Source organism: Clostridium sp. AM54-37XD, assembly GCF_003478225.1.
Lineage (GTDB): Bacteria > Bacillota > Clostridia > Lachnospirales > Lachnospiraceae > Coprococcus > Coprococcus ammoniilyticus.
The window spans coordinates 157,255-174,109 of the sequence record NZ_QUEV01000007.1 but is presented as its reverse complement, the minus strand read 5'-3'; the positions used below and the strand labels follow the sequence as shown (position 1 = coordinate 174,109).

At 42.1% G+C, this 16,855-nt stretch carries 11 protein-coding genes and 2 pseudogenes; 2 read left to right on the top strand and 11 right to left on the bottom strand.

What is annotated here, in order from left to right; translation table 11 throughout:
- The 6 genes and pseudogenes from DXA07_RS08590 to DXA07_RS08565 all read right to left on the bottom strand — a co-directional run.
- Positions 1-1,929: NAD(+) synthase (locus DXA07_RS08590; protein ID WP_118484260.1), on the bottom strand; the 1,929-nt coding region annotated here is incomplete at its 3' end.
- A 332-nt stretch (positions 1,930-2,261) separates the two neighbouring features.
- A pseudogene (gene hydF, locus DXA07_RS08585) lies at positions 2,262-3,460 on the bottom strand ([FeFe] hydrogenase H-cluster maturation GTPase HydF).
- Between the two features lie 89 nt (positions 3,461-3,549).
- A complete protein-coding gene (gene hydG, locus DXA07_RS08580) occupies positions 3,550-4,971 on the bottom strand; it encodes a [FeFe] hydrogenase H-cluster radical SAM maturase HydG (protein WP_118484264.1) in 1,422 nt (473 codons plus the stop codon).
- Positions 4,972-5,237: 266 nt separating this feature from the next.
- Entirely contained in the window at positions 5,238-6,020 is a 783-nt protein-coding gene (locus tag DXA07_RS08575) for a ZIP family metal transporter (protein ID WP_117822006.1), read from the bottom strand.
- Between the two features lie 285 nt (positions 6,021-6,305).
- The gene (locus tag DXA07_RS08570; protein WP_117807290.1) at positions 6,306-7,703 is read right to left on the bottom strand and encodes a sodium-dependent transporter; all 1,398 of its coding nucleotides are present in this window, start codon (positions 7,701-7,703) and stop codon (positions 6,306-6,308) included.
- A gap of 190 nt (positions 7,704-7,893) precedes the next feature.
- Entirely contained in the window at positions 7,894-9,276 is a 1,383-nt protein-coding gene (locus tag DXA07_RS08565; RefSeq protein WP_173783328.1) for an MATE family efflux transporter, read from the bottom strand.
- A 417-nt stretch (positions 9,277-9,693) separates the two neighbouring features.
- On the opposite strand from DXA07_RS08565, the gene DXA07_RS08560 reads away from it, so the two are divergent.
- A complete protein-coding gene (locus tag DXA07_RS08560; protein ID WP_181983868.1) occupies positions 9,694-11,391 on the top strand; it encodes a polysaccharide deacetylase family protein in 1,698 nt (565 codons plus the stop codon).
- 362 nt (positions 11,392-11,753) lie between these two features.
- On the opposite strand, the gene DXA07_RS08555 is transcribed toward DXA07_RS08560, so the two are convergent.
- From DXA07_RS08555 to DXA07_RS08535, 5 genes and pseudogenes are all read right to left on the bottom strand, one after another.
- Positions 11,754-12,626, bottom strand: a complete 873-nt coding sequence (locus tag DXA07_RS08555; protein WP_021944088.1) for a phosphoribosylaminoimidazolesuccinocarboxamide synthase — start codon at positions 12,624-12,626, stop codon at positions 11,754-11,756.
- Between the two features lie 104 nt (positions 12,627-12,730).
- Positions 12,731-13,648 carry a SufD family Fe-S cluster assembly protein gene (locus tag DXA07_RS08550; protein ID WP_117822008.1) on the bottom strand — a complete coding sequence of 306 codons (918 nt, stop codon included), beginning with the start codon at positions 13,646-13,648 and terminating at the stop codon, positions 12,731-12,733.
- Positions 13,649-13,666: 18 nt separating this feature from the next.
- A pseudogene (locus tag DXA07_RS08545) lies at positions 13,667-14,391 on the bottom strand (ATP-binding cassette domain-containing protein).
- 225 nt (positions 14,392-14,616) lie between these two features.
- Entirely contained in the window at positions 14,617-14,997 is a 381-nt protein-coding gene (locus tag DXA07_RS08540) for a hypothetical protein (RefSeq protein WP_008401935.1), read from the bottom strand.
- Between the two features lie 157 nt (positions 14,998-15,154).
- Positions 15,155-16,294, bottom strand: coding sequence for a serine/threonine-protein kinase (locus tag DXA07_RS08535; RefSeq protein WP_117822009.1), 1,140 nt, complete (start codon positions 16,292-16,294; stop codon positions 15,155-15,157).
- Between the two features lie 103 nt (positions 16,295-16,397).
- Here DXA07_RS08535 and DXA07_RS08530 point away from each other — a divergent pair, with 103 nt between their 5' ends.
- Entirely contained in the window at positions 16,398-16,841 is a 444-nt protein-coding gene (locus DXA07_RS08530; RefSeq protein ID WP_117822010.1) for a hypothetical protein, read from the top strand.
- The last annotated feature ends 14 nt before the right edge of the window (positions 16,842-16,855 follow it).

The following is a 16,855-nucleotide window of genomic DNA, read 5'->3' as shown; positions in this document are numbered from 1 at the left end:
ATCCCCTCTTGGGCTTACCGATACCGTACCGACCTTTACGCCATCCGGCATACAGTTACGTTTAAACTGCTGACGGAAAAATCTGGTATAGAATACCTTCTGCCATTTCTTTATCTCTTCATCTGTAAATGTATATGCTTCTATTTCCCCATCTTCCGAAGCTTCTACACTCTGTCTTACCGCTTCTTTACAAAGGTCATAGACATCTTCCGGCTCCATACCATAACGCAGTGTGTAATACAAGAAGAAATCATGCAGGATATAGGATCCAACAGTATCCTCTGTCTTCTGTGCGATCGTTCCATCCGCATTCGGTGGAAGCAGTTCAGGACTTACCGGCGTATCAATGATATCCTCGATCACGTCCTTGATTCCCGGGAATCCATTTCGATCCATATCATGTCCAACTTCATCTACCAGAGTCCGGACCAGAGTCTTCGGGATGCTGGTATTCACCGCATACATGCTCATGTGGTCTCCGTTATAGGTACACCAGCCAAGTGCAAGTTCTGACAAATCACCGGTTCCGATCACAAATCCGCCCTCTTTATTGGCTACATCCATCAAGATCTGTGTCCGCTCTCTCGCCTGACAGTTCTCATATGTAATATCATGTACTGTTTCATCCTGCCCGATATCTGCAAAATGCTGACGGACAGAATCTACGATGCTGATCTCCCGGATGTCACATCCAAGCAGTTCCATAAGCGTTGTTGAATTGCTTTTTGTGCGTTTCGTCGTTCCAAATCCCGGCATCGTGATACCGGTTACTGTCTCCGGTGGCAGTCCGAGATTCTTTACTGCCTGTGCAGATACCAGAAGTGCCAGCGTAGAATCCAGTCCACCGGATACGCCAACAACGATACATGACGCATGTGTGGCTTCGATTCTTCTTTGCAGGCCTGCAACCTGCATTGCAAAGATCGACCGGCATCGTTCCAGTCTGTTCTTTGATGGAACAAATGGTGTCATGGAAACCTTTGCGCATACTTCTTTTTTCTCTGCAAATACCTTCTCGCAGTTTACTGTCATGTATTCTCCGGCTTCAAAATTCCGTTTACACTCCGCAAAGGATTTATTTGCCAGACGATCATGGCGGATCTTTGTCATATTAAAATCACGGATCAGGATACCATCTTCAAATGGCTTGATCTCGCCTAATAATTTTCCGTTTTCATACATCAGATTATGTCCGGAAAATACCATATCCGAGGTTGATTCATAGGCTCCGGCTGATGTATAGACATATCCACAGATACAGGAGGATGACATACTTCCTGTCAGTGTTCTTCTGTACTGTTCCTTTCCGATCACTTCATTGGATGCCGACAGATTGAGCAGGATCTCTGCTCCCTGAAGTGTCAGCAGTCTTCCCGGTGCGATCGGTGTCCAGAGATCCTCGCAGATCTCCATGCCAAATGTAACATGCTCCTCCTGCTGATTCGGATCCGTCATCTCGATCAGGATGGAATTGCCAAATAAAGTTTCCGATCCATCTGCCAGTTCAACTGTCCGGTTCTCTACACATCTTCCACTAAACCACCGTTTCTCATAAAACTCTCCGTAATTCGGCAGGTAGATCTTCGGAACGAGTGCGAGCACCATTCCGTTCCATAAAAAAGCTCCACAGTTAAATAATTCTCCGTCTACTTCATATGGCACACCGACAACAAGTGCTGCGCCCTTTTTGCCATATTCTGCTGTCATTTCCGCCAATTGTAACAGTCCTTCTTCTGCCCTGTCGATCAGATGACGGTTCACAAACAGATCCCCGCAGGTGTATCCGGTCAGTGACAGTTCCGGCGTCACAATAACGTCTACCTGTTCTGCATAGGTTCTATAAACTGTTTCAAGCTCCTTACAGTTCTTTGTTACATTACCAAGATGTACTCTTGGTGATACGGACGCGATTCTTACTAAATGTTTCATCATCGTTCTCCTGAATTATCTGTATATTTTCGTATCATTTGTTCTTTGATATCCGGCATCATCTGTTTACCGGCTTATAGCCTAATTTCCCTATTTTCCGGGAATAATAGGCGTTTCATTATCTCCGGTTATAACGTCTCCACTCGTACAAATGATATCCTCTGTTTCAAATTCTACAATATTCATCTGTGGCGTTTCGTATTTCTTCATAAACTTTGCCTCCTGATTTTGTTTTATATTATATATTATATTACTTACTTTCTGTAGCATTTGTTGTTACCTTTTCCTAAAGCCCATTAATATGATCAGTGACTTCTGTCTTTTCCGGCTTTTTAGACAGGTATTACAACCTTATCTAATATCCCGGTCAGATACGCGATCACCACACCATAATTGGTCATCGGGATCTGTTGCTCCTTTGCATGATCGATCCTTGACATAATATATTTGCGGTTAAACATACAGCCCCCACACTGTATGACAAGATCATACCCCTGCAGATCATCCGGGAAATCCGTTCCACTGACTATATCGATCGTCATATTTTCTCCATACCGTTTCCGCAGCATCTTAGGAATCTTTTCCCGTCCGATATCTTCTTTTAACGGTGCATGTGTACAGCACTCTGCAATCAGCACATGGGATTCCCCATTCAGCTTTCCTATCGCATTTGCTCCCTCTATATAATATTCGATATCTCCCTTATGTGCGGCAAATAACACAGAAAAGGAAGTCAACATAGATTTCTTAGGCTTATGCTCATAGACATAGGCAAATACCTGTGAATCCGTTATGATCAGCTTCGGTGCCTCTGTCAGATGGGATAAGGCTTCCACATACTGATCTGTCGTCACGCTCATAACAAGGCATTTTTTATCTAACAATTCTCTCAGTGTCTGCACCTGTGGCAGGATCAGTCTACCCTTCGGTGCCTGAATATCCTGCGGCATAACAAGCATGACCAGATCTCCCTTTGTTACCAGCTCTCTAAGGATCGAAGAAGCACCATATTGCTCCGGCAGGTCCGTACAAGCTCTTTTCTTACCTGATCCATACCGTCTCCAGTCGCGGCACTGATAACAATCGCACGCTGTCCTGTCTGTTGATACAACGTTTCATTTATCTTTTCTGTATCATTCCGGATATCTGCCTTACCGATCACCCATATGACAGGTGTCTTCTTTTCCTTAAACTGTTCATACCAGTGAAGTTCCTCGTCCATGTCAGTATCTACAAGCAGAATGATCGCTATATCTGTTTTCTCGGCTGCAAGCCTTGTCTTTTCCAAGCGTTCCTCCCCAAGCTCTGTCGCATCGTCAAAGCCCGCTGTATCGATCAGGGTACAAGGGCCAAGCGGATAAACTTCCATTGCTTTGTACACAGGATCAGTGGTTGTCCCTGCAACATTCGCTACGATTGATATATTCTGACCGGAAAATCGGTTGATAAAAGAAGATTTTCCGCTGTTTGTCTTTCCAAATACTCCGATATGAAGTCGATTGCCCGATGGTGTCTCATTTAACCCTGCCATGTGCTGCCCTCCCTGTTGTTATACGCTGTCTGCTTCAGCATTTATCTGCAATCCTTTCATCTGTTAAGATCGCTTCTTCCTATCATCTGTTAGAACCGGAAGTCTCTCTGTCCTTCTGCAATATCATGTATATGATCTGCCGTGATCTGTCTGACCTTCTCATTCGGGATCCGCGCAAGCTCACGTTCGATCAGCTCCAGACCGATCTGCTTCGTCTCAGGACTTGCATAATCTTCCAGATATTCCTTCAGCGTCATAAGAGCATTTGGATGACAGCAGTTTAAGATCTGCATACTCTTACAGAGTGCCATAAACCGGTCTCCGGTTCTTCCTGCTCTGTAACATGCTGTACAGAAGCTTGGTATATAATCCATCTTCATCAGCCAGTTCACAACCTGATCCAGCGTTCTGGTATCGCTGACATCGAACTGAGCCGATGTGATATCTTCTGATGTCTCCGGGATATCATATCCGCCTACACTTGTTCTCGAACCTCCACTGATCTGTGAAACACCAAGCGGCAGCACTTTCTCACGAACTGCCTGACTCTCTCTGGTTGATATGATCATTCCCGTATATGGTACTGCAATACGGATCAGTGCGCAGATCTTTGCAAATGTATCGTCACTGATTCCGTTATCGAATACATCCGGGTCGATATCATCTGCACGTTTGATCCTCGGAACACTGATCGTATGCGGACCTACCCCATGAACCGCTTCCAGATGTTCTGCATGCATCAGTAACCCTGCAAATTCATACCGGTACATTTCCAATCCGAACAGTACACCAAGTCCTACATCATCGATACCACCTTCCATGGCACGATCCATGGCTTCGGTGTGGTAATCGTAATCATGCTTCGGACCTGTCGGATGTAATTTCAGATAGCTTTCCTTATGATAAGTCTCCTGAAACAGGATATAGGTTCCGATGCCTGCATCCTTTAACTTCGTATAATTCTCAACTGTTGTCGCTGCTATATTGACATTGACACGGCGGATTGCGCCGTTCTTATGTTTGATACTGTAGATTGTATTAATACATTCCAGAATATATTCGATCGGATTATTCACAGGATCTTCACCGGCTTCGATCGCCAGACGCTTGTGTCCCATATCCTGAAGTGCGGTAACCTCTCTTACGATATCCTCCTGTGTCAGCTTCTTTCTTGCAATATGTTTATTCTTGCTGTGATATGGACAATAGACACATCCATTCACACAATAATTGGACAGATACAGCGGCGCAAATAACACGATACGATTTCCATAATAATCTTCCTTGATCTCCCTTGCCAGATCATACATCTCCCGGATCTTATCCGGCATCTCACAGGCCAGCAGCACAGACGCTTCTCTGTGCGTCAAGCCCTTTTTTAATCTGGCTTTTGCAAGGATCTCATCAACCATCTGTACGTTATCTTTATTCACATCGGCATATGCCAATGTCTCTCTGATCTCTTCATCTGAAATAAATTCTTCTGCTTTTAATGATTTTACATCATACACTTGTATCTGCCTCTTTTCTTCTGCTATATAATTCTTCTTCCTGTACAATCATCCGGTCTGCCTCGCGCGTTCTATAAAATCAATATATCTGTGAGCAGACCTTTGTTATGCTTCAAGCTATACCTAATAACAGTATAGTGGAACACTCCGAAAATATCAACTGCCATAAAAATGCAGTTATATAGTTATACAAATCATAAAAATGCAGCATATAGTTATCCTTTTACAATAACCATAACCTGCATTTTCACGTTCTGACTGTTCTCTTATCCAAGTGCTACATCAAGCACCATCATCATTGAAAATCCTACCGCAAACATGATCGTACCAAGATTCGTATGTTCGCCCTCTGCCATCTCCGGTATCAATTCCTCAACTACAACATATAGCATAGCTCCTGCCGCAAATCCCAGAAAATACGGAAGCACCGGTACCATGATCGAAGAAAGTGCGATCGTAATCAGCGCTGCGATCGGCTCTACGATACCGGAAAAGAATCCATAGCCAAATGCTTTCGTTTTACTGCATCCTTCCGAGCAAAGCGGCATTGACACGATCGCTCCCTCCGGAAGATTCTGGATCGCAATACCGATGGATAATGCAAGTGCTGCTGCCAACGTAATGTTCGTGCTGCCACTGATCCATCCGGCATAGACAACACCGACTGCCATTCCTTCTGGAATATTATGTATGATGATCGCAAATACCATCATAGTCGTACGTTTGAAATTGCTCTTGACCCCCTCTGCCTCCTTACTGTCAATATGTAAATGTGGCATCAGAGTATCGATCAGTAATAAAAATATAATTCCCAGCCAGAAACCGATAGTTGCCGGAAGAAATGCAAGCTTCCCCATTGCTTCCGACTGCTCCATCGCCGGAATCAGCAGGCTCCAGATAGATGCAGCCACCATAACACCCGCCGCAAATCCGGACAATGCTTTCTGCAATAACAAATTCATCTGTTTCTTCATAAAAAATACACAGGCTGCTCCTGCCGTCGTTCCAAGAAGCGGCAGTCCCAGACCAACAATTAAACTTAATATCATATATATTCACGCTCCATAAATTATTTCCATTTATTATATGAATCATCTCTCCTCTGTTTCCTTATTATAGCGGAATACTGTTAATTATGCCATGACCTGTTTTTTTCTTATCTGTATTTTTCTATCATTTGAGGTCTGTCTGCCACAGATTCTTCAATATATTTCATATTACAAAACCGACCGTCGATGCAAGATTTAATATCCGGCTTCCGACGATCGGTCTATATTAGATAATATTCATTTGAAAACTTAATATTGCTGACAAATTATTTATATTTTACAGCTTTAAATAAATGTCAATAAGCCTATCGACTTTAAGAACAGGATAAACAACAGGATCGGTGTTATGAATTTCACCATAACCACATACATACCTTTTCTGCTGAATTTTTCTCCGTTCTTCTGCACTTCTTCGATAACCGTCTGCGGTTTGGAAATCCATCCGATCAGGATACAGGTTCCGATTGCTACGATCGGCATCATAATGTTATTACTGATGTAATCCATGATATCAAGGATCTGTGCGATCGATCCGTTTGGAAGCTTTACTTCAAAGTACAGCTTGTTATATCCAAGACATACGATCGTTCCAACAATGATCGCGATAATCAACTCAATAATACCGGCCTTTGCTCTGCTTGTATGGAATTCATCCATGATACTTGCCACGATTGCTTCCATGACAGACACTGCACTGGTAAATGCCGCAAATAATACCATTGCGAAGAACAGACAACCGATCACATTTCCCACCTTACCCATCTGGGCAAATACTTTCGGAAGTGATACGAACATCAAACTTGGACCCTGTGCCATTCCCTCTGTTCCTGAGAATACATATACAGCAGGAATGATCATAACGCCTGCAAGAAATGCTACAACCGTATCAAAAATCTCAATCTGTCCAACTGATTTATTCAGAGCTGCATCATCTTTTACATAAGAACCGTAAGCGATCATAATACCCATGGCAACAGACAGACTGAAGAATAACTGTCCCATTGCATCCAATAATACCGTAAAGAAGCTTTTCACAGTAAGTCCGTCCAGATTCGGAATCAGATATAATTTCAAACCTTCTACACCGGTTCTGACAATTCCATCATCTCCGGTCTTTTTGATCGTTATGGAGAAGATCGCGATTCCTATAACCAGAAGGATCAGCAACGGCATGATGATCTTGGAAAAAGATTCAATTCCTTTATTAACACCACGAAATACGATAAATGCCGTAACAGCAAGAAATATCAACATCAAAATGACCGGTTCGATATCTGATGTAATAAAACCTGTAAAATAACCGTCCTGCGCTGCCTCTGTACCCTTACCGGTTAAAAATGCGAGGAAGTATTTGACAACCCAGCCACCGATCGTTATGTAATATGGGAAAATAATAACCGGAACCAGACTTGCAATGATTCCAAGGAATCCCCATTTCTTATTCAGCTTCTTATAAGCGGTAAGCGGACTCTGCTTGGTCTTCCGACCGATTGATACTTCTGTCACCAAAAGTGTATATCCAAATGTCAGTGCAAGGATCAGGTATATGACCAGGAACAGTCCACCGCCATCCTTTGCTGCAAGATATGGAAAACGCCAGATATTTCCAAGTCCTACTGCGCTTCCCGCGGCCGCAAGGACAAATCCAAGCGAGCCTGAAAAAGTATTACGTTTCTTTTCCATATTTTGTTTACCCCTGTCTGTATATCACAGACTCTTTCTAATTTATTTGTTATCCTCTTAGATTCTATGGAAGCTTCTCCAAATTCTCTCATAGAACAAACACCTTTTTAATATAGCATACCAAACAATCTTCTGTCATCTGAAAAATTCTACTTTTTTTACGAACTTACTCATATTGTGCCGCATACGGTCAGATTACCTTTTTGCCGATCCATCTGCCGCTTAGGTACCGCCGGATGAACAGCACGCCACGTACGAACTGATCCATGATCATAGCGACCCAGACACCAAATACACCCATACCCATATATTTGCCGAGCACATAACTGAACACGATACGGCAGATCCACATCGTACAGATGGATACGATCATGCTATACTTAACATCACCGGCTGCACGGAATGTACATGGAAGCGTAAATGCTACCGGCCAGATCGTAGATGCCGCGATACCATGAAGCATCAGGATCTTCTCGGCAGCAGACTGCGCTTCGTAAGATAGTCCATACGCTTTCATGACCAGAGGAAGAACCGCAAATGTAAACAATACCGTAACTATGATACACATATATGCCATGACCAGAACTTTGATCGTATAATATTTTGCCTGCTCGTAATCTCCTGCTCCCACGCATCTTGATACTACTGTGACCATGGCAAGGGAAGCCGCCATACCAGCCATCAACTGGAATCCGGCAATCACATTACCGACTGCATTTGCAGCGATCGCATATGTGCCAAATGTTGAGACCAGGCTGAGCACAAGGATCTTACCAAGCTGGAACATACTGTTTTCCAGTCCGTTTGGAATACCTACCAACAGAATGCTTTTCAACATATGCCAGTTCGCCCGATAATGCAGACTTTTCTTTATATAAATACGTGTACTGTCCTGCTTCGCCTGTGCACTTTTCTTCGGGATCAGCAATATGATCATGATAACCGCTGCTGCCAGTCTGGAAACCAGAGTAGGAATCGCAACGCCTTCCGTTCCGCATTTGCATACATAGATCAAAATGGCATTTCCCACTACATTGATCCCGTTCATGATCAGAGATACCCGCATGGATATATTGGAATTACCGATGGAACGGAAAATAGCCGCACCGGCATTATAAAGTGCCAGAAACGGAATCGATGCATTTACGATCATCATATAAGTATCTGCATGACCATATACGTCTGCTTCGATCTGACCAAACACATGATTTAGGATCAGTCCCTTGCCCGCATACATTAGCGCCATGACTCCGAGCGACAGGATCATCGAAAACCACACAAGCTGGGTAGCTGCCTCTCCCGCCTTTTCTTTATTCTTCTGTCCGAGATATTGTCCGACAGTAACCGCACCCCCGGTCGCAAGTGCCGCAAACAGATTGATGATCAGCTGGAAACAGCTGTCCACCAGTGATACACCGGATACTGCTGCTTCTCCTACAGAAGATACCATGATCGAATCTGCAAGTCCGACCAACATCGCAAGCATCTGTTCAATGATCAATGGCACATACAGAGCGACCAGATCTTTATTTGAAAATAAATATGTACTTGTATTCCGTTTCCTTCTATGCATAACCATACGCTTCCTGCTTTCATTTTCTATCTGCACTGTAATTTCATTTGCATGTGTATTTCCGTCCTTTCATTTCTGTCTGTCATGTTCCGGACGCAACACACCAATACTGCATTATACTCATCCCAGAATTTACTTGCAAGCCATATCCTTTTCCATCGTGCTCTTTTCTCTTTCATCCGTCTTTTTTATTATTTAAGTACTGCCTTGTTACAAATTTCTACGCCAGATTCTGAAAAATATACTTTTCTGTAGATATCCTGTTACTGTTTTATTTGAAAATTATTACAAAAAAATGTTATGCACTTATTACCGATTGTTAAGATAATTTTGGGTAGCCTGCCTGATTTTTTTATGCTAGTATGGGTTGTATTCATAGAAAAATACGATTACAGCAACAGGAAGGAGAACATATCTATGAAAAGAAAAATTTTACTGATTTTTGCCGCTCTGATCCTGATCCCGACACTCCTGAGTGCCGGATTTACCAGTCAGGCAGCCGGGAAAAAACAATCATCCGGTTTTGTCAAAGAAAAGAACGGAACCCATTATTACTATAAAAATGGGAAGCAGGCGAAAGGCCGGGTAACGATCAACGGGCACACCTACATTTTTAACAGTAAGGGTGTCATGCAGAAAAAAGGCTGGTATACGACCAAAAGGGGAAATACCTATTATCTCCGGAAAAATGGTACAGCCGTGAAGGGCAAACAGACGATCAAAGGTAAGACTTATATTTTTTCCAAAATCGGACGTATGCGAAAAGGCATGTACAAAAGTCCTTATACCGGAAAAAAATATTACCTAAATCCAAAGACAGGTGTATTACTTACCAATTCCTGGTTTACAACAAAAAAAGGAAATAAAATGTATTTCGGTTCCAGCGGTGCTGCCTACACCGGAAAGCATACGATTGGAAAACATACCTATCTGTTCTCAGACAAAGGTGCCATGAAAAAAGGCTTCCAGAAATTAAACGGGCATACCTATTATTTCCGTAAAAAAGGCGGGGCTATGGCAACCGGATTTCTCAGAATAAAAGGGAACATGTATTATTTCAACCAGAATGGTATCATGCAGACCGGTTTTCAGACCTTAAACAATAAAACATTCTACTTCAAAGAAAATGGTTGTATGTTAACCGGCTTCCAGAAATTAAACGGTCATACCTATTATTTTACCAAACGGGGTGTCATGGCAAAAGGATTTAAAAAACTGAATGGCCAAACTTATTACTTCCATGATAATGGAACTATGGCTGTCGGTGTCCAGAAAGTTGGCAGCAGCAATTATTATTTTAAGGCAAACGGAACCATGGCAACCGGTTTTCAGAAGATAAACGGCAAAACCTATTATTACAAAGAAAACGGAACCATGGCATATGGGATGCAGACGATTGGAAAAGACAGATATTATTTTAAATCAGATGGTACATTACTGACCGGCAGAGTTAAGATCGGCAACTGCCTGTATGTCGCAAATGACAAGGGTGTTATCTACAGAACGGTAGATGGAAATAAGAAAATGGTTGCCTTGACCTTCGATGATGGTCCTTCTCCATACACACCACTGGTATTGGACACACTGGAAAAATATAATGCAGTTGCAACCTTCTTTGTTGTTGGAAACCGCTGCTCCACATACAGTTCTTACCTGAAACGGGAATATGCACTCGGCTGCGAGATCGGTACACATACCTATGATCACGCATGGTTAAACAGATTATCCGCAGACGGAGTCAAAGAAGAGATCAAAAAGGGATCAGATGCGATCATCCGTGAGATCGGAGTTGCTCCTACTCTGATGCGTCCGCCTGGTGGCTGCGTCAATGATACTGTACGTGAGAATGTAGGTCTTCCAATGATCATGTGGTCTGTGGATACCAGAGACTGGGAAACCAGAAGCACTCCTACTACGATCACACGAGTTGTGGATGGTGCTTATGACGGAGCGATCATTCTGATACATGACCTTCACCAGTCAACCGCTATTGCCTCACAGACATTCATTCCGAAGCTGATTGAAAATGGTTATCAGCTTGTAACTGTCAGCGAAATGGCTGAGCTTCGTGGTGTAACAATGGAAGCCGGGCAGTCCTATAATTCATTCAGATAATACACAGGAATCTTGTCCTGAAACAGGCTCCCACACATATTTCCGCTTTACAGAATGGGATTTCTTATAATGAGAATCTCCCTGACAACGCAAAAAATAAGATGGAATCTTACTACCCCATTGTAATAAGATTCCATCTTTTTATTATAATCACCATAAAACCCCTGGTAATTTTTTATCTGTTGTATTTCTTATGAGCTGACTATAGCATGCCATTTTTCAAGCGTCAACCCATAATTGTCAGATTTTACAGACATTTTGTTGAATATTCAGAAAATTAATTCAGGCGGTATAAATACAATCCTGCGTACCTATACCGCCTAATAAAATTAAGTACTATTCTATTATTTTTCTATTACTTATTACTTTAAAGGCTTGCCTGTGAGAAGCTCATATGCCTGAAGATATTTGTCAATTGTTTTCTGAACAATCTCGTCAGGAAGCTCCCAGTTGTTATCCGGATTTGCCTTTAACCAGTCACGGGCAAACTGCTTATCAAAGGATGGCTGACCATGACCCGGTTCATATCCTTCTGCAGGCCAGAAACGGGAGCTGTCCGGTGTGAGCATCTCATCACCGAGAACGATATTGCCATTCTCATCCAGACCAAACTCGAACTTGGTATCTGCTATGATGATACCTCTTGATAATGCATATTCTGCACACTTCTTATATAAAGCGATCGTATAGTCACGAAGCTTTGCGCCATATTCTTCGCCCTTGCCAGGAAATCTCTTTTCCAGATATTCAACACTCTGCTCGTATGAGATATTCTCATCATGATCTCCGATCTCTGCCTTTGTGGAAGGTGTGTAGATCGGTTCCGGAAGCTTATCGGATTCTTTTAATCCTTCCGGAAGCTTGATACCACATACTGTACCGTTTTCTTTGTAGCTTGCCCAGCCACTTCCTGTGATATAACCACGAACGATACACTCAACAGGGAGCATTTCCAGTTTCTTGCACATCATACTGTTTCCGTCAAATTTCTCCTGCTGGAAAAATTCAGGCATATCCTTTACGTCAACCGAAATCATATGGTTTGGAAGAATATCTTCTGTCATATCAAACCAGAATTTGGACATCTGTGTCAGGACTGTACCCTTCTTTGTAACGATGTTCTTTAAAATGACATCAAAACAACTGATACGGTCTGTTGCTACCATGATAAGGCTGTCACCATTATCATAAATCTCACGTACTTTACCCTCTTTAATCGGTTTCATTTCCTGCATTTTGATACCTCGCTATGATTTTATGATTTGTATTTTTTACTCTTACAAACTATCACTATCTACCTTTAATGTCAAATAGGTTATATGATTTATTGTAAACGCTTTTATTTTAAAAATCCATTGATGATCTGCTCTTCCGCTTCTGCCTCTGTCAGCCCAAGCGTCATCAGCTTGATCAGCTGCTCGCCTGCAATCTTTCCGATCGCTGCTTCATGGATCAGGTTTGCATCAATGTTATTTGCCGTCAGCTTCGGACTTGCTGATACACTTGCGCTATCCATAATGATCGCATCACATTCACTGTGACCCTTACATTCATTATTGCCATTGATCGTGGAGAAAAATTCCTGTCTGGACTGATCTCTTGCAACGGATCTGGATACTACATTTGCACTGCAGCCTTTTCCATTCAAATCCACAACAAAATCAGTCTTTGCATACTGTTTGCCATGTGTCATGATCTTCTCCCTGATCTCTAATGATGCGTTATCCTTCAGATCACCGCCGGTCTTTCTGACAGTCGAATCAATTCCCTTGATCTGAGTCGTCTCCATCTCCATCGAGGCACCTTCTTCCAAGTGCACGATGGTTTCCGGATTCATGATATTCTCGCCATTTCCATCTCCCTCACCATAGTGTCGTTCGATGTATTTTACTTTTGCATTTTTACCAATATAAAAAGTATGGATGCCGTCATGCTTGGAGGTGTCCACACCACAGTTATGGATACCACATCCGGCTACGATCGTAACATCGCAGTCCTCTCCGATATAGAAATCATTGTATACCATATCCTGCAGACCGCTCTTACTCAAAAGAACCGGAATATGCACACTCTCATTTTTTGTTCCCGGTTTAATGATGATATCGATTCCCGGCTTATCCTCTTTTGTTACAATATCTATATTTGCAGTTGTATTTCTGCTGTCAAGCTGTCCGTTGACACGAATGTTATATGCGCCCTCCGGTACATCATGAAGTCCTGCTACCTGCTGCAATAAACTCTTCTGAATTAAATCCATGTTCTGTTACCTCACAACTTATTTCTGTTTTTCTTCCAGCACCTTGCAAGTGGCTGATTCACCAGTCAGTCTTGGCATGATCACATCTCTGCTTCCGATTGCATCAACATGACCATTTGCGATCACAACGATCTTATCTGCTATATTAAGGATCCGCTCCTGATGGGAAATGATCAGGATCGTTCCGTTGATCTCTTCACGCATCTTTTCAAATACCTTGATCAGACTGTTGAAGCTCCACAGGTCGATGCCTGCCTCCGGCTCATCAAATAATGACAGCTTCGTACCTCTTGCAATGATCATGGCGATCTCAATACGTTTTAACTCACCACCGGAAAGACTTGCATTTACTTCACGGTTCACATAATCTCTTGCACATAAACCAACTTCGGAAAGGATCTCGCAGATCTGTGAAACATTCAGTGTTTTGCCGGATGCTATAGATACCAGATCTTTTACAGTAAGCCCTTTAAAATGAACCGGCTGCTGAAATGCATAGCTGATTCCTTTCTTTGCACGTTCTGTTATATTCAATTCCGAGATATCTTCTCCATCTAAAAGAATCTGTCCGGTTGTTGGCTTGATAATTCCGGCTATGATCTTCGCAAGTGTTGATTTACCGCCACCGTTAGGCCGGTAATTGCTACGAAATGTTCGTTTACTGTAAGGTTAATGTCTTTTAATATTGCTTTCTCTTTTCCATCCTCATTTACAATATATGAGATGTTTTTTAACTCTAACATAGTTCCTCCATCGCTGTTTGTATTTTTTAAACACACTGTTTTATAGTATATCCTAAAATCCCCTATATTCCAATATTCTTTTAGTATTTTTTCCGGTTCTCGGCGGAAGTATGCGTGGTTTTTCTTCCTATAATCAAAAATAAGTCCATCCGGTTGTGTGGGGGGATGACTATCATTCCCCCACACACACGGATGGACTTATTTTTTATAGACGTTTTATATAAATTAAGAATTTCTCTTCTTTGTTAATACGCCTGCGATTATGAATATAACGCCGAATGCTACGGAGATAACGCCCCAGATTACTAAATCAGCATAGGAACCTGCACATATAAGGCCGATCAGACCACCGACTATGTAGAAGCCTGCACTTGTGAATGCACCGCCTGCTCCGGTTGACTTTCTGGTTACAATTCCAACAATTCCTGCAACAAGGAAACAAACTGCAAGTAATACACCTGCAGAGCCTCCGGATTCCCCGTTTTCTTCCAGTGCATTTGATAATCCTGCCGCACAGGACTGAAATGTTACTAAGACTGATAACACGATCGTTATGATCCCTGCTACGAGTCTGAATGTTGATAAAGGTTGCTTTGTCTTTTCCATAATAAATTCTCTCCTCTTTCTGCTGTTATAAGTGTTCTTGCTATTATATTAAAATCCCCCTGTATCAGTCATCATTCAGGGTATTTTGATATAATTACAACCACTGCATATTCTATCTTATAAAATTTTCAGAAAGAGCTGGTGTGCTGACAGCACACTATCGGAATATATCCTCTACTATAACGAATACAAACATCACTAAAAAAAACCATGCCACCGTATATAAAAACAATCCAACCAGCTTCCATATCTTCTTCGGTGAGCGCACAAGCGGGAAATAATTCCAGACGTCCAGATAATTATTCCAAAAAAACGGAGTAATGATAAACATCATAAAATATACAAAGCGATTTACATATAACCAAGTTCCGGAGAGCGGTTCTCCATGATCTTTTACTTCTACTGTCAGACAGAAATACATCCAAAATATATAATAAATGGCTGCAACAACCATATTCAGGATTTTTCCTTCCCGAAATCCCGGTGGCAGGAAACGAGTCCATGCCGGGCGGGATTTATCATTCAAGGATACTTTATCTGTAGCTTCATCTAAAATCATGCTCTGTTGCATCGCATCGAGCATTTCCTCTGCTGTCTGATATCGTTTCTCCGGATCGATCCGGGTTGCTTTCCGGATGATCTGTGACACTTCCTGATGATCTGCGTAGATTCCATCCCGGATCAATTTTCCACACAACATATAATTTAATAACACGCCAAGTCCGTAGATATCCGTCCGCGCATCTGACTGCGAAAAACCGTATTGCTCCGGAGCTGCAAATCCTCTTGTACCGATCAACTCGGTATCCCGATTCCTTTCTGCGTCAAAAACTCTTGCAGTATTGAAATCGATCAGATATACAGATACAATACCATGTCCCTTTTTGAAATCCCCCTGAAGCATTATATTTGTCGGCTTGATATCCCGGTGTACGATCGGCGGTATATGTCTGTGCAGTTTTTCCAATGTCCGGCAAAGATATTCGATCACTCTTCCGGCAGCATCCAAATCCAGACATCCAAACTGTTCAATATATGTTTCCAGCGTGATCCCCTGTATGTATTCTTCGATCAGATATAACGTACCATCCTCTTCCATACATTCATAAATCTGCGGAACGTAAGGGAGTTTTGATTGTTGCAGCCAATCATATATAGATTTATCATATTGCGTCAGCACTTTTTCTACATAAATCTGTCCGGTCTCTATATGCCGCACCAGAGAAATTCCCTTTTTATGCTCTACTTCTTCCAGTCTGCGATAAAAGGACAGACGACTTTGTATTTCTAAATTCATATCATTTTCCTATTGTTTATCTTGAAATTGCTTTATCGACAAGTATAATAAATATTATATGGTACTGATAAAAATTATCAAGGGAAAGAATGCAGGATTAATCATGAAAACGACCAGAACAACAGATCTGCTGAATGAATTATCAACCGATGATTCAAATATACATTTTAAATCATATATAACATCTCATGCAGATGATATGTCCTGTGACAATCTGCAGGATTATTTTAATCTTTACTTTAAAGATCACCCGGAGCTTCTGACCGCCGATGTCATAAAACGAAGCAATCTGGACCGCGGCTATGCTTATCAGATCTTAAACGGCAGGAAACCACATCCCGGAAAATACAAGCTGGTTCTTCTGGCATTATGCGCCGGAATGAATTTGAAAGAGATCCAACGTGCACTTACAATCTCCGGAAATGCCGTGTTGTATCCCAAATTTTCACAGGATGCTGCCCTGATCGTATGTATCAATCAGAACTGTACTTCTGCATTTGAAGTGATGAATTTCTTTGCGGAAAATAATCTGGATTTCCCTGAATAAACGGAGGTATATCA

Bases quoted from the DNA above. Each gene is read 5' to 3' on its own strand.
- DXA07_RS08550 (WP_117822008.1), bottom strand. From the start codon at position 13,648: ATGGATTTAATTCAGAAGAGTTTATTGCAGCAGGTAGCAGGACTTCAT.
- DXA07_RS08530 (WP_117822010.1), top strand. From the start codon at position 16,398: ATGAAAACGACCAGAACAACAGATCTGCTGAATGAATTATCAACCGAT.
- DXA07_RS08535 (WP_117822009.1), bottom strand. From the start codon at position 16,294: ATGAATTTAGAAATACAAAGTCGTCTGTCCTTTTATCGCAGACTGGAA.
- DXA07_RS08565 (WP_173783328.1), bottom strand. From the start codon at position 9,276: ATGCATAGAAGGAAACGGAATACAAGTACATATTTATTTTCAAATAAA.
- DXA07_RS08555 (WP_021944088.1), bottom strand. From the start codon at position 12,626: ATGCAGGAAATGAAACCGATTAAAGAGGGTAAAGTACGTGAGATTTAT.
- DXA07_RS08575 (WP_117822006.1), bottom strand. From the start codon at position 6,020: ATGATATTAAGTTTAATTGTTGGTCTGGGACTGCCGCTTCTTGGAACG.
- DXA07_RS08540 (WP_008401935.1), bottom strand. From the start codon at position 14,997: ATGGAAAAGACAAAGCAACCTTTATCAACATTCAGACTCGTAGCAGGG.
- DXA07_RS08570 (WP_117807290.1), bottom strand. From the start codon at position 7,703: ATGGAAAAGAAACGTAATACTTTTTCAGGCTCGCTTGGATTTGTCCTT.
- DXA07_RS08560 (WP_181983868.1), top strand. From the start codon at position 9,694: ATGAAAAGAAAAATTTTACTGATTTTTGCCGCTCTGATCCTGATCCCG.